The following is a 14393-nucleotide window of genomic DNA, read 5'->3' as shown; positions in this document are numbered from 1 at the left end:
GGAAGTGGAACAGATGAGAAAACCAATTATCGCCGGTAACTGGAAAATGAACAAAACACTCGGCGAAGCTGTCAGCTTCGTTGAAGAAGTGAAATCTTCCATTCCAGCAGCAGACAAAGCTGAAGCTGTTGTTTGCGCGCCAGCACTTTTCTTAGAAAAGCTTGCTTCTGCTGTTAAAGGCACTGACCTAAAAGTCGGCGCTCAAAACATGCACTTCGAGGAAAGCGGCGCGTTCACAGGCGAAATCAGCCCGGTTGCTCTGAAAGACCTTGGCGTTGACTACTGCGTCATCGGCCACTCTGAGCGCCGTGAAATGTTCGCTGAAACTGATGAAACAGTTAACAAAAAAGCACACGCAGCTTTCAAACACGGCATTGTGCCGATCATCTGTGTAGGTGAAACGCTTGAAGAGCGTGAAGCCGGCAAAACAAATGATCTTGTTGCTGACCAAGTGAAAAAAGGCCTTGCTGGTCTTTCTGAAGAACAAGTTGCTGCTTCTGTTATTGCGTATGAGCCAATCTGGGCAATCGGAACAGGCAAATCTTCTACAGCGAAAGATGCGAATGACGTGTGTGCGCATATCCGTAAAACCGTCGCTGAAAGCTTCAGCCAAGAAGCTGCAGACAAGCTTCGCATCCAATATGGCGGAAGCGTAAAGCCTGCAAACATTAAAGAATATATGGCAGAGTCCGATATTGACGGTGCTTTGGTCGGCGGCGCGAGCCTTGAGCCACAGTCATTCGTTCAATTATTGGAGGAAGGTCAATATGAGTAAAAAACCAGCTGCACTCATCATTCTTGATGGGTTCGGATTACGTAACGAAACAGTAGGGAACGCAGTCGCTTTAGCGAAAAAACCGAATTTTGACCGCTATTGGAACCAGTATCCTCATCAAACATTGACTGCTTCAGGCGAGGCTGTAGGTCTTCCTGAAGGGCAAATGGGGAACTCCGAGGTAGGTCACTTAAATATCGGTGCGGGACGTATTGTGTACCAAAGCTTAACACGCGTAAATGTTGCCATTCGTGAAGGAGAGTTCGAACGCAATCAAACATTCCTTGACGCGATCAGCAACGCGAAAGAAAACAACAAAGCCTTGCACCTGTTCGGTCTTTTATCTGACGGAGGCGTGCACAGCCATATCAACCATTTATTCGCACTGTTAAAGCTTGCGAAAAAAGAAGGGCTGACAAAGGTTTATATCCATGGCTTCCTTGACGGCCGTGATGTAGGTCCGCAGACAGCGAAAACGTACATCAACCAGTTGAACGATCAAATCAAGGAAATCGGTGTGGGTGAAATCGCCAGCATTTCCGGACGTTACTACTCTATGGACCGCGACAAACGCTGGGACCGTGTAGAAAAAGCGTACCGCGCAATGGCGTACGGCGAAGGCCCATCTTACCGCAGCGCCCTGGATGTTGTTGATGATTCATATGCAAATGGTATCTACGATGAATTCGTGATTCCATCTGTCATCACAAAAGAAAACGGTGAGCCTGTTGCGAAAATCCAAGACGGCGATTCTGTGATTTTCTATAATTTCAGACCGGACCGCGCCATCCAGATTTCCAATACGTTCACAAACAAAGACTTCCGTGACTTCGACCGCGGCGAGAATTATCCAAAGAACCTGTATTTCGTCTGCCTGACTCACTTCAGTGAAACAGTTGACGGCTATGTAGCGTTTAAACCGATAAATCTTGATAACACAGTCGGAGAAGTATTATCTCAGCACGGATTAAAACAGCTTCGAATTGCAGAAACTGAAAAGTATCCGCACGTCACGTTCTTTATGAGCGGCGGCCGTGAAGCTGAATTCCCGGGTGAAGAGCGTATTCTCATCAACTCGCCTAAAGTTGCAACGTATGACTTGAAGCCTGAGATGAGTGCGTATGAAGTGAAGGACGCGCTTGTCAAAGAAATTGAAGCTGACAAGCATGACGCCATCATTCTTAACTTCGCAAACCCTGATATGGTCGGCCACTCCGGAATGGTTGAACCAACAATTAAAGCAATTGAAGCAGTGGACGAATGCTTGGGCGAAGTCGTTGACGCGATTCTTGCTAAAGGCGGACATGCCATCATTACCGCTGATCACGGTAATGCTGACATTCTGATTACAGAATCAGGCGAACCGCACACTGCGCATACAACAAACCCAGTCCCTGTGATTGTAACGAAAGAAGGCATTACGCTGCGTGAAGGCGGAATCCTAGGCGACCTTGCACCAACGTTATTAGACCTTCTTGGTGTTGAAAAGCCGAAAGAAATGACAGGAACATCTTTAATTCAAAAATAATTTGAAAATCAAAAGGAGAGACAAAACTCATGCCATACATTGTTGATGTTTATGCACGCGAAGTATTAGACTCCCGCGGCAACCCAACAGTTGAAGTTGAAGTATATACAGAAACAGGAGCTTTCGGCCGCGCATTAGTGCCAAGCGGAGCTTCTACAGGTGAATACGAAGCGGTTGAGCTTCGTGACGGCGATAAAGACCGTTACCTTGGAAAAGGCGTGTTAACAGCTGTTAACAACGTAAACGAAATCATTGCTCCAGAGCTTCTTGGCTTTGATGTAACTGAACAAAACGCAATCGACCAGCTTTTAATCGAGCTTGACGGTACTGAAAACAAAGGCAAACTTGGTGCGAACGCAATCCTTGGCGTATCTATGGCTTGTGCGCGTGCTGCTGCTGATTTCTTACAGATTCCTCTTTACCAATACCTTGGAGGATTCAACTCAAAAACGCTTCCTGTACCGATGATGAACATCGTAAACGGCGGAGAGCATGCTGATAACAACGTGGATATTCAAGAATTCATGATCATGCCTGTAGGTGCTCCTAACTTCCGTGAAGCACTTCGCATGGGCGCTCAAATCTTCCACAGCCTGAAATCAGTATTAAGCGCAAAAGGCTTAAACACTGCTGTAGGTGACGAAGGCGGATTCGCTCCAAACCTTGGTTCTAACGAAGAAGCGCTTCAAACAATCGTTGAAGCAATCGAAAAAGCCGGCTTCAAACCTGGCGAAGAAGTTAAACTTGCTATGGATGCTGCATCTTCTGAGTTCTACAACAAAGAAGACGGCAAATACCATCTGTCTGGCGAAGGCGTTGTGAAAACATCTGCTGAAATGGTTGACTGGTATGAAGAGCTTGTTTCTAAATACCCAATCATCTCTATCGAAGACGGACTTGACGAAAACGACTGGGAAGGCCACAAGCTTCTTACTGAGCGTCTTGGCAAAAAAGTTCAGCTTGTTGGTGACGACCTCTTCGTTACAAACACGAAAAAACTGTCTGAAGGTATTAAAAACGGCGTAGGCAACTCTATCCTGATCAAAGTAAACCAAATCGGTACATTGACTGAAACATTCGATGCGATCGAAATGGCGAAACGCGCAGGCTATACAGCTGTTATCTCTCACCGTTCTGGTGAAACTGAAGACAGCACAATCGCTGACATCGCTGTGGCAACAAACGCAGGACAAATCAAAACAGGTGCTCCGTCTCGTACGGACCGTGTTGCGAAATACAACCAGCTTCTTCGCATCGAAGATCAGTTGGCTGAAACTGCTCAATACCACGGTATCAACTCTTTCTACAACTTAAACAAGTAATAAAAAGACCGCCGGGATTTTCTCGGCGGCTTTTTTATGCAAACTTTCCTAGCCTCAGCTTTTATTCTCCGCCTATCTCATTACCTTGATTTGGTAACTAATGTTCATTTTGTTGCATTTTAAAGGAATCAAGACAGCAAAACCGAAAAGAAAGGGGTGAATAAGAGGAGGAATGTAAAAATGAAAATGATTTTGATGTCAGCGGCACTGGCTGGAAGCGTCATATGGGGATCTTCAGCTGTACAGGTGAACGGGATACAGTCTCATTCTATTTCTGAGATGGCTCCGTTGTTTGATGAGGAGCATGCATATGAAACCATTCATGAACTGAGTGAGGTCATAGGTCCGAGAGAAACAGGGACAGAGAAAGAAAAAGAAGCAGCGTCATACATATCGAAACGGATTCAAGATGAGGGATTAGCTGTTCGCATTCAGCCATTTCATGTGAAAACATATTATTCTGGTTCAGTAATGGCAGGCGATCATGAATATCCAATACGATCAGCGGATAAGAGCGCTGTGGAAAATGAAGAGAGAGTGGAGGGTGCGGTCTTAGACGGAGGCTATGGGCTCAATCTTGATGAAAAAGAAGCCAAGGGGAAAATCGCCGTTATGAGAGAGGGAAAAATATCAGTATCTCAGAAATTAAAAAACGCCCAAGATGCCGGCGCAAAGGCTGTCATTATTTATAACAGCAAGACAAAACCTCTCGCGATCCGTCCGGTAAAACCAAAACATATCACGATACCGGCTGCCGGAATGAAAAAAGAAGACGGGGAAGCCTTACTGAAAGAAAAGCAGGCTGTCATTCAATTTAAGGACTATCGAAACCGCACTTCACAAAACATAATAGGGACACGCAAAGCGCAGCACACAAAACACCCGGATATTCTTTATGTAACTGCGCATTATGACACAGTTAAAGATGCACCTGGGGCTGATGATAATGCATCAGGCACATCCGCCGTACTAGAGATGATTGAGCAAAGCAAGCACCTTCCCAAAAACAAAGAAATCCGTTTTATCTTTTTCGGAGCTGAAGAGCTGTGGTCAGCGGGTTCCTCATATTATGTCAGTACGCTTACCTCGGATGAAATCAAACACAGCCGTGCAAACTTTAATGCTGATATGATTGCGACTGACTGGAAAGACGCAAGCCAAATGTATATAACGACCCCGGATGGCAAGAAAAATGCAAGTGTCAATTATGCGGTGAATGCTGCCCAGAGAGCACAGCTTGAAGCACCTCGTCTCACACAGCTGGGATACTCGGACCACGTATCATTTTATGAAGCAGGCATACCTTCGGCTAATTGGATTTGGCTCAGTCCGGATACGCAAGAGCCTGGGCCATGGTATCACACCGAAAAAGACAACATCGCACATATCAGCAAAGAAAGATTGAACGAAGCGGGACAGCTCTTGTTATCTGCTGTACAAGAGGCAAATATAGATTAAAAAACAGGCCTCGGCCTGTTTTTAAAATTTTCTATATATTCTTTCAAATAGAGGAAATATTCTCATTATCCCCCTGATAAATACCTTTTCTTAGGCATAAAAAATTCCACTTAATCGTAAATCGCATCATAATGCCCTACCAAATAAAAGGAGACAAAGCCCATTTACCGTTTTTTTACTTTTGTTATAATTGCAGTATCGATCGATAATTGTTTAATTTTGTAAAAATATATCCTTTTCTATCTTATAGGGGGTCCAAAAATGAATCCTGTCACAAAAGAAGCTCGAAACCTCAGTCATAAGCGGCTTTTAGAATTGATTGAAACAAAACAGGCTGTTGTAGGTGTATTGGGGATGGGATATGTGGGTTTTCCTCTTGCATTAGAATGTGTCAATAAAGGATACAACGTCATCGGCTTTGATAGGAACAGCGAAAAAGTTTCTTTGCTGAAAGACGGGCACAGCCATATTCGAGATGTAGACGATAGCCAATTAAAAGAGGCACTTCACACAGAGCGTTTTCAAGTGAGTGAGAATATGTCTCTCATAGAACACTGCGACATTATTGTGATATGTGTTCCGACACCTTTGAACAAAAAAGATAAGATACCCGACCTTAGCTACATAGACAGTGCAGTTGACACCATGCTGGCTTACGGAAGGCCAAATCAGCTTTTAATTTTAGAAAGTACAACCTACCCGGGCACAACAAAACAAAAAATTGCTGACAGAATGGCAGCAGGGCGGCAGGTCAACATAGGCTCCGATTTCTTTATAGCTTATTCACCTGAACGAATTGATCCTGGGAACAGCCATTACGAAGTCGCCGATATCCCTAAAGTGGTCGGCGGAATGACCCGGACTTGCACAAAACTTGCCTCAGCGTTTTACAACACCATCGTTACAAGCATTCATCCAGTAACCTCACCTGAAGTAGCAGAAACAGCTAAACTCCTAGAGAATACCTACCGTTATGTAAATATAGCTCTCATCAATGAAATGGCACTCAATTGCCGAGAACTTGATATTGATATATGGGAAGTGATCAATGCGGCAGACACGAAGCCGTTCGGGTTTCAAAAATTCAGCCCGGGCCCTGGTGTAGGCGGCCATTGCATACCGATTGATCCTTTTTATTTTAAATGGATAGCTAACCAAAAGGGATTGCAGACAAAGCTGATTGATTTAGCGGATGAAATCAATTCTGAAATGCCATTTTCAGTGTCCGACTATGCCATGAAGCTGGTTGATAAAGAACACTGCAATATTTTATTAATAGGTGCTGCTTATAAAAAAAATACCAATGATTCTCGTGAGTCTTCTGCATTTGCAATTATCGATGATTTGATGAAAAAGGGATGCACGATAGATTACTATGATCCTTTTATCAGTGAAATCTGCCTGGAAGACGGCAGCATCAAGCACTCCGTCCCTTTCACCAAGGAGCAGATCAACCAATATGATGTCGTCATTATTCATACCGATCATGATGATATCAATTACAGTATATTGCAGGATACAGCTCCTATTATTTTCGATACGAGAAACATTTGCAGAGAAAAAATGGCTGACAATGCAAAACTTATCACACTATAGGAGGGAACTGTCATTAGTAAACAATTTATCTCTTTTCACAGACCTGATATGACAAACGAAGAATTGGAAACTGTAGTTGAAACGATCAAGTCGGGGTGGATTTCAAAAGGTCCGAAGGTGATTGAATTTGAGAAAAAGCTTGGCGAATGTCTGGGAGCGGAGCACGTAATCAGCTGTAATTCAGGAACTGCTGCCTTACACATGGCTTTGCTTGCACTCGGTGTAGGAGAAGGAGATGAAGTCATTGTTCCAAGCTTCACGTTTTGTTCAAGTGTAAACGTCATTTTGCATGTAGGAGCAACCCCGGTGTTTGCCGACATTTGCGAGGATGATTTATGTATAGATCCGGAAGATGTGAGACAAAAGCTTTCACCGCGGACAAAAGCGGTCATTGCGGTCCATTTTGCAGGTTATCCGGCAAATTTGGATGAGCTTAGCAGGATATGCAAGGAAAATGGACTGTACTTGATTGAAGATGCCGCACACGCGCTTGGGACGAGGTATAACGAGAAGATGATCGGCACACATGGAGATGCCGTATGCTTCAGTTTTTATGCCACTAAAAATATAACGACGGGAGAAGGAGGAGCTCTTATTCTTAAGGATGAAGAGGCTGCCGAAAGAGCAAGACTGTATGGATGGCATGGCATTACAAAAAATGCCTGGAATCGATACGGTGAAAAGGGCAGCTGGCGATATGATGTGTTACTTCCCGGCTTTAAGTACAACATGACAGATATCCAGGCTGCTCTTGGGCTCATTCAATTGAAACGGGCTGCTGAAATCCAAGAAAAACGGACCAGAATCGCAAACTATTATGCGTCTGAGCTTATCAATCATCCAGAAAGAGCAGAACTTCCTTTAACAGACATCCCTAGCCATATCACACATTCCTGGCATTTGTTCATTCTGCGGGTGAAAAAACACGAAGAAATGGACCGAGACCAGTTTATTGAAGAGATGAAAGCGAAACATATTGGGGTGAGTGTCCACTTTATCCCTGTGCATATGCATCCCTACTATAGAGAGTATTTTCCTGCAAAGCTGCCGGTAACTGAACGCATCTTTCCTGAAATTGTATCACTGCCTCTTTATAGCCAATTATCGAAGGAAGATTGTCAATACATCGTTCAATCAATTAAAGATGTTTTATCTTTAAGCCAGGAGGTCGGACAATGAAACACATTGCTATCTTAGGCGGAGCAGGTTTTATAGGAAGTGAATTAGCGGGGTTATTACAGAAGAAAGGCTATCATACGATCATCGCTGATCAAAAAAAGCCGGATTTTCAGGCAGAATTCCGCCAAACCAATATTTTAGACCGTCAATCGCTTCGGGAATCATTAAAAGGAGCAGATGCTGTCGTTCATTTAGCGGCAATGGTCGGAGTAGACAGCTGCCGCAGCAATGAAGAGGACGTAATCAAGGTGAATTTTGAAGGAACGAAAAACGTAACGGAGGTATGCAAGGAGCTGGGGATCAAGACCCTTCTTTTTTCCTCCAGCTCAGAAGTGTTCGGAGATTCGCCAGATTATCCATATACGGAATCAAGCCAGAAGCTCCCTAAATCCGCTTATGGAAAAGCAAAATTAAAGTCAGAGGAATATTTGAAGGGGCAGGCATCAGCCTCACTGCATGTCAGAGTTGTCCGATACTTTAATGTGTACGGCCCGAAGCAGCGTCAGGACTTTGTCATAAACAAGTTCTTCAGTTTGGCCGAAGCTGGCGCGGAGCTTCCTCTTTACGGAGACGGCGGCCAAATCAGATGCTTCAGCTACATTAGTGATATCGTGAACGGAACATACCTTGCGCTGCTGTACAAAGGGAGTGCCTATGAAGATTTCAACATAGGAAACGATCTGCCAATCACTATAAAAGGACTGGCAGAGAAAATCAACGTGATGACTGGCAGGGAGAAAGAGCATTATACATTTAAAAAGCTGGGCGAGGATGGTGTCCGGGGGAAAGACATTGAAATTTTCAAACGTGCTCCTTCGATTGAGAAGGCAAAGCGTCTGCTTGGATATGCTCCTAAAATTAACCTAGATGAAGGCCTGAGGCTGATTAAAATTGAAAGACAAAAACAAAAACTTCCATTATCCTGAAAACCCCAAACAGATCAAGTTTCCGATTTATCCGGGGCAGCTTTCAGGCAGAAGTTTTTTCACCTACTTAATCTCAGCTAAAAGAACAACGTTGGCAGAAAAATTGGAAAAACGCTATGGAAAGAGCATCGAATTGACTTCGAGTGGAAGCGCAGCGTTGGTGCTTGCATTGACATTTTCCGGAGCGGGGCCTGGAAAAGAAGTGATTTTTTCATCATTCAGCTGTCCAAACGTAATTGACGCTGTGCTTCAAACCGGAGCTTCCCCAGTGTTTGCCAATCTGGATAATGATTTGTCCCTATCCTTTGAAGATGTGAAAAACAAAGTGACCGAGAGGACATGCGCTGTCATTTTGACACACGTTTACGGCCGGCAGGAAAACATGAAACTTATCGAGTGGGCGAAAGAAAAGCGTATTCGTGTCATTGACGATGCCGCTCAGGCCATGTTTACAAAACAAGACGGAACCTTTGCAGGCGGTTTGGGGGATTTCGGCATCTTGAGCTTTGGACCGTCAAAGCCCCTCGGCAGTATAGGAGGAGGAGCGTTAATCGCCCGAAAAGAAGTTCTGGACAAAAACGGCAGGCTGCCAATGGAACAGCGAAAGCAAGTCAATGCTGATTATGATGCTTATATGAGACAGCAGCGAATACAGGGTTTGATGAGATCTAGGACTCTATCCTTCTTATTCAGAAAAACGGGTGTTCAGACCTCTATGAAAACGAGCAAGCTTGAAGTTCTTCCGAAAAAACCTGCTACTGTCCCTTTATTGCGAATGCATCCGGTGAGGCAAGCCATTATCGAATACCAGCTGTCAAAGATGGAGCGGCTGGTGAGAGACTCATCTAGAAATTTGGAGACGGCAAAATACATTTTTGCACGGGCAGAAGAGTTATACGGGATCAAGATGATTCAGCCGCTGGAGGGAGAAAGCCTGAACTATTTGACAATCGTCTTCCCTCATGAAGGGGAAAGGTACGACTGCTCTGCTTATTTAGCGGCAAAAGGGATTCAAACCTGCTGGAACTACCTTCCGCTGCACCTTATTCCGCTGTATCAGCCTTATTCACGGCAAGAGGATGAACATTCTCTGTGGAAAAGGGTTCTTTCACTGCCGTTCAAACCGCCTCTTGGTACAGAGCAGGTGAAGTATATTGCTGAAACCGTTTTAGCGTATGCAGAGCAAAAGAATAAGAAATGAATGTTGGTGATATATCGTGCAAAAAACAGCAAATTTGGTAACTCGTCAAGCATGGGATCGAGCCGCTGGCATTTTTCAGGCTGGATTGTTTCAAAGCTATGATTGGGGGAAGCTCATGGAGGAGCTCCCCAATACCTCGTTTCACCCTGTTAAGCTGACATCGGACGGCGGACAAGTGATATATGTTCCGGTGTTTGAGCAGAATGGCTTGCTCAGCGGGAATATGATAGGATACGGCGGCGTCATTTCAGACCGTCCGATTTCATTTGAATGGCTGCAAAGCGAAATCAAGGCTTTATTTGGACAGAAATTATCGCGGCTCCTGCTTCCGCATGGCCAAACTTCTTTTATCGAAGAAACGGGAGAACATTGGGCAGAAAAAGCCACACACATATTGCCGCTTCCCGATACATTTGAAGAGCTATGGACAAACTGTTCAGGAAAAGCCCGGACTGCCGTCAGATATGCGGAAAAGAAAAATGTGTCCGTCCGCCTAATTGGACAGGAATCGATTCATGAATTTTACGAATTGTATAAGGCGCATACAGCAGCTATCGGCGCAGCCTATATGCTGAGTCAGGATTTTTTTCAAAAGCTGCTAGAAAGCCTTGGAAGGCAAGTCTTTTGGGTGGGGGCATTTCTTGAGACTGACATGATCAGCAGCAGTATTTTTCTATATGACCATTCCCATTTCTATTATTGGCAGAATGTAAACAGCCCTGCCGGAAAAGAAACGCAGGCCTCTTATTTGCTGATGCGGAACGCTTTATCATTCGCCATCGGCAAGAAACTGCAATGGGTTGATTTTGGATATTCCCACAGTAAAGAAATTGCCAGACCGAAACGATATTGGGGAGCTGAAGAGAAACGATGTCGACATTTCACAGAAACGGAGTAAAAGTGGTAAGCGGCCATCAGTCCAGTTATCTCCCCTGGTATGGTTTTTTTGAAAAAATCCATAAATCAGATGTATTTGCCATTCACGATACAGCCCAGTTTGAGAAAAAGGGATTTCTCAATCGGAACAGAATCAAGACTTCCCAAGGCCCCATGTGGCTGACTGTTCCTTTGCAGATGAAAAATTATAAGGATATCGAGCTTCGTGATATGAAAATCGACCAAGAGCAGGACTGGCGGAAGAAACACTGGATGGCGATTAAAATGAATTATGCGAAGGCTCCCTATTTCGAGGAATATCAAATGTTTTTTAAAGATGTCTATCAGCGGGAATGGGAGTACCTTCATGATTTAAATATGTTCATCATTGATTTTTTTCTGCGGGAACTTCGCATATCGACCCCAATTTGCTATGTGTCGGAGCTCGAATGCCGGAATGAAAAAAAGAGTGATTTTGTGCTCGCGCTTTGTAAGGAACTTGGGGCTGATCACTATTATTCAGGCAGCCAAGGATCAGACTATTTAATAGAAAGTGATTTTGATAGAAGCGGAATTACAATCGAATACCAGCAAATCAGGGCCATCCATTATCCGCAGTTGTTCGGAGAGCACATTCCTCATCTCTCTATGCTTGATATGCTTATGAACTGCGGCGCGGATATTTGCGAGACGTTAATCAAAGGGGGACAATATAATGAAAGTAATGGTATTTGCGGCGCACCCGGACGATGAAATTATCGGCGTCGGCGGAGCATTGGCGAAACATGTCCGTCAAGGAGACAGTGTGTCGGCTGTTATTATGGCTGAAGGAAAATCGTCTAGAAAAGAAGACTATGAAAAACCTTGTGATTCGATCATGCAGCATTCCTATAGTGAAACGGAACAAGCGCTTAGCACGCTCGGCATAAGCGATTTTGTCAGGTTAAACCTTCCTGATAACAGGCTGGATTCAATGGATTTGCTGGATGTCGTAAAAGAGGCAGAAAAACAAATTGAACGGTTTCAGCCCGATATCGTATATACACAATACGGCGGTGACATTAATATTGACCATGCTGTTGTATTCAGAGCGGTGATGACGGCAACCCGCCCGCTTCCAGGTCATTCCGTAAAACAGGTTCTGGCATACGAGACCTTATCCTCGACAGAGTGGAACTACTTGAAGAAGGATCAATTCCATGCGAATTTCTTCATTAATATAGAAGAAGAGCTTGAATTGAAGCTGAAGGCCATGGCGTGCTATGATTCGGAGCTGAGGGATTTCCCGCATCCGCGCTCCTTGCAAGCGATAGAAAATAACGCATACGTATGGGGAGCTAAATCGGGTTTTTCTGCAGCAGAAGCATTTATGCTTGTGAGAGGAACGTGGTGACGGATGATTGCGCAAATACCGTTTTTCGGGTTAGACCCGAAGCAAATTGATAAAAAGTGGGTCGAAGCAGGATACGGTCTTGAAGCCAACATCTTCGACGGAAAGTCGTTTGAAGAAACCGATTATGTGAAAACCTTCAAGCGGACACTTGATTACACAAAACAGCTTGAGCCGTCATTATTGACACTTCATTTTCCCACCGACAATGCGGATTATGTTCACGAAGCGCATATAAAGGACCGTCTGCTGCATTTTGCAGAGCTTGCAGATATGTACGGCGCTAAAGGCATAACTGTTCATGCCAATCAATTTATGTCGGTTGAAGAATTTCAAAGCTATGACTTAGAAGGAAATCGCAGAAAAGTCATTGAATTTTTTGCGGCGTTTGATGATGAGCTGAAAGGGACGGATATATGGATTGGAGTCGAAAATCTGCCGATTATCGGGAATCTGGGCGAAGACTTTGACCCGATTTTTATTTATCCTGAGGATTTTGAGGAGCTGGTTCAGCTCGGTTTAAAACATGTCGGCATTACATGGGATCTGTGTCATTGGGCCATTACCTATCAGACACATCTGTCATCATCACTTATGTTCAGGGATGAAAAGCTGAGATACCCTGATTTTTTTCAGTTTCTTTCCTTAAAGGACAGCATTAAACATTATCATTTCAGTTCGTTTCGCCAGCTAGCCTTCCCGCATGGTGATGTCCGCTGTTTTGAAGGGCGTCATCCCGCTGAAGGAACGATTAATGAACCATTGCTCAGACAAGCGGCGGAGATGTTAAAGGAGATACACCGCGGGGATGGCACGGGTATCGTATTTGAAGTGATGGAAGAGGACTATACACAAAGAAAAGAATCATGGAGAACATTAGAATGGTTCGGCGGTGCTTCTGATGAAGAAAAAAAGCGGACGTAATTCGGCATATCGAACACCAAATTATGCAAAGCTTTGGTCTGCACAAGTATTTTCTTCCGCGGCGGATGGCGTCTGGCTCATCGCGCTTCCGCTTCTAGTGCTCGATTTGACCGGAAGCAAAATATTAGTCGGGGTGATTTCTTTTATCGAGCTCGTTCCATTGACATTCGGAATGTTTACCGGACCTTTAATTGATTCAATACGAAAAAAATCCATATTGTATGTGTGTAATACCGGAAGAGCAGTCATTATGATTCTCTTGGCAGTCCTTAGTGCGAACGGTTTGTTAACTGTATGGATCATTGGTGTATCCGCATTTTGTTTATCGCTGCAATCGATGCTCTTTTCCCCGGCGAAAGTGGCGCTTATTCCGCTGCTTGTCCCTCAGAAACATCTCGATCAGGCGACTTCATTAATTAACACTAGCGAACTTATTGGTCTGATCGTCGGAAAGCTGATTAGCGGCGTTTTGATTGCGGCGATTCCGTTTGGGCTTCTGTTTCTCATAAATGGGACGGCATTTTTCGTATCCGCTGCATTGATTGCCCTTATTCACATTTCAGAATCTGCCGGCCTAAAAAGCAAAGGGGCAGAAGCCCTTAAGACAGGCTACAGAATGCTGAAGGGCAACTCATCTTGGATGACTGCTGTCGGTTATTTTTTTATCGTAAATCTTGTCATTGCCGGGTTTATTTCTGTAATGGGGCCGATTCTTGCAGTGGAACGTTTTCATGAGAACTATTCCGTATGGTTCGCTATCATGTATTCAATGTTTCAGGGCGGTATGCTCTTAGGGAATCTTGCTGTATTTTTCAAGTGGAATACGAAGCGGCTAGAACGGCTTTATCCCAGAACTTTAACAGCGGTAGGGCTGCTCATTATGTTTTTGTTTTTTCCGCTTAGCGGGCTGGAATGTGCCATTTTTTTGGTGCTGGGCGTCATCATCTCCTATATTGATGTGCAAACGGTTCTGTATTTTCAAAAGACGGTTCCGACTGAATACTTCGGAAGAATATTCGCGCTTATTTTTTCTATTGTAAAGATGGGAGAACCTCTTTCAGCAGCTGTTTACACAGTGCTTCTTGTGTTTATGGACGCTGATTATATTTTTCTGGCTGTCGGTCTGACTCTCGTCCTGACTTTTTTTATATTGTCAGTGAGGCAAGGAATGCAGCGGGATACCGGAAAAAAAGCGAATCAGTTTTTTTAATTTCTATA

Annotated in this window: 13 protein-coding genes; all 13 read left to right on the top strand. The window is 44.2% G+C overall.

Features of this window, described 5'->3' with window-relative positions:
* The first annotated feature begins 13 nt into the window (after positions 1–13).
* The 13 genes from tpiA to MHH79_RS17405 all read left to right on the top strand — a co-directional run bounded on the left by tpiA (position 14) and on the right by MHH79_RS17405 (position 14385).
* Positions 14–775 (top strand): triose-phosphate isomerase, encoded by a 762-nt coding sequence (tpiA, locus tag MHH79_RS17465; protein WP_003243394.1) that lies wholly within the window; start codon positions 14–16, stop codon positions 773–775.
* Positions 768–2303: a 2,3-bisphosphoglycerate-independent phosphoglycerate mutase gene (gene gpmI / locus MHH79_RS17460; protein WP_003228330.1), complete on the top strand. Its 1536-nt coding sequence runs from the start codon at positions 768–770 to the stop codon at positions 2301–2303. The genes tpiA and gpmI overlap by 8 nt, the downstream gene beginning before the upstream one ends.
* A 29-nt stretch (positions 2304–2332) precedes the next feature.
* Positions 2333–3625 (top strand): phosphopyruvate hydratase, encoded by a 1293-nt coding sequence (gene eno, locus MHH79_RS17455; RefSeq protein WP_003228333.1) that lies wholly within the window; start codon positions 2333–2335, stop codon positions 3623–3625.
* 180 nt (positions 3626–3805) lie between these two features.
* Positions 3806–5083: a M20/M25/M40 family metallo-hydrolase gene (locus tag MHH79_RS17450; protein WP_063334678.1), complete on the top strand. Its 1278-nt coding sequence runs from the start codon at positions 3806–3808 to the stop codon at positions 5081–5083.
* 261 nt (positions 5084–5344) lie between these two features.
* Complete coding sequence (locus tag MHH79_RS17445) at positions 5345–6679, top strand: nucleotide sugar dehydrogenase (RefSeq protein WP_015483706.1); 1335 nt, start codon at positions 5345–5347, stop codon at positions 6677–6679.
* A gap of 48 nt (positions 6680–6727) precedes the next feature.
* Positions 6728–7858 carry a DegT/DnrJ/EryC1/StrS family aminotransferase gene (locus tag MHH79_RS17440; protein WP_340034762.1) on the top strand — a complete coding sequence of 377 codons (1131 nt, stop codon included), beginning with the start codon at positions 6728–6730 and terminating at the stop codon, positions 7856–7858.
* A complete protein-coding gene (locus MHH79_RS17435) occupies positions 7855–8784 on the top strand; it encodes an NAD-dependent epimerase/dehydratase family protein (RefSeq protein ID WP_251217534.1) in 930 nt (309 codons plus the stop codon). Before MHH79_RS17440 ends, MHH79_RS17435 begins: the two co-directional genes overlap by 4 nt.
* A complete protein-coding gene (locus MHH79_RS17430) occupies positions 8750–9985 on the top strand; it encodes an aminotransferase class V-fold PLP-dependent enzyme (RefSeq protein ID WP_309530077.1) in 1236 nt (411 codons plus the stop codon). The genes MHH79_RS17435 and MHH79_RS17430 overlap by 35 nt, the downstream gene beginning before the upstream one ends.
* A gap of 16 nt (positions 9986–10001) precedes the next feature.
* Positions 10002–10883, top strand: coding sequence for a GNAT family N-acetyltransferase (locus MHH79_RS17425; RefSeq protein ID WP_340034761.1), 882 nt, complete (start codon positions 10002–10004; stop codon positions 10881–10883).
* Positions 10856–11614 (top strand): WbqC family protein, encoded by a 759-nt coding sequence (locus MHH79_RS17420; RefSeq protein WP_327844811.1) that lies wholly within the window; start codon positions 10856–10858, stop codon positions 11612–11614. Before MHH79_RS17425 ends, MHH79_RS17420 begins: the two co-directional genes overlap by 28 nt.
* Positions 11577–12254: a PIG-L deacetylase family protein gene (locus MHH79_RS17415; RefSeq protein WP_015483702.1), complete on the top strand. Its 678-nt coding sequence runs from the start codon at positions 11577–11579 to the stop codon at positions 12252–12254. Before MHH79_RS17420 ends, MHH79_RS17415 begins: the two co-directional genes overlap by 38 nt.
* A gap of 3 nt (positions 12255–12257) precedes the next feature.
* Positions 12258–13175, top strand: a complete 918-nt coding sequence (locus tag MHH79_RS17410) for a TIM barrel protein (RefSeq protein WP_015384662.1) — start codon at positions 12258–12260, stop codon at positions 13173–13175.
* Entirely contained in the window at positions 13153–14385 is a 1233-nt protein-coding gene (locus MHH79_RS17405; protein ID WP_100505827.1) for an MFS transporter, read from the top strand. Before MHH79_RS17410 ends, MHH79_RS17405 begins: the two co-directional genes overlap by 23 nt.
* The last annotated feature ends 8 nt before the right edge of the window (positions 14386–14393 follow it).

The sequence above is a fragment of the Bacillus sp. FSL K6-0993 genome (assembly GCF_037977205.1).
In the GTDB taxonomy this organism is placed as follows: domain Bacteria; phylum Bacillota; class Bacilli; order Bacillales; family Bacillaceae; genus Bacillus; species Bacillus subtilis.
Note: the sequence above shows the minus strand (reverse complement) of the source record. Positions and strands in the feature narration are given on the sequence as shown.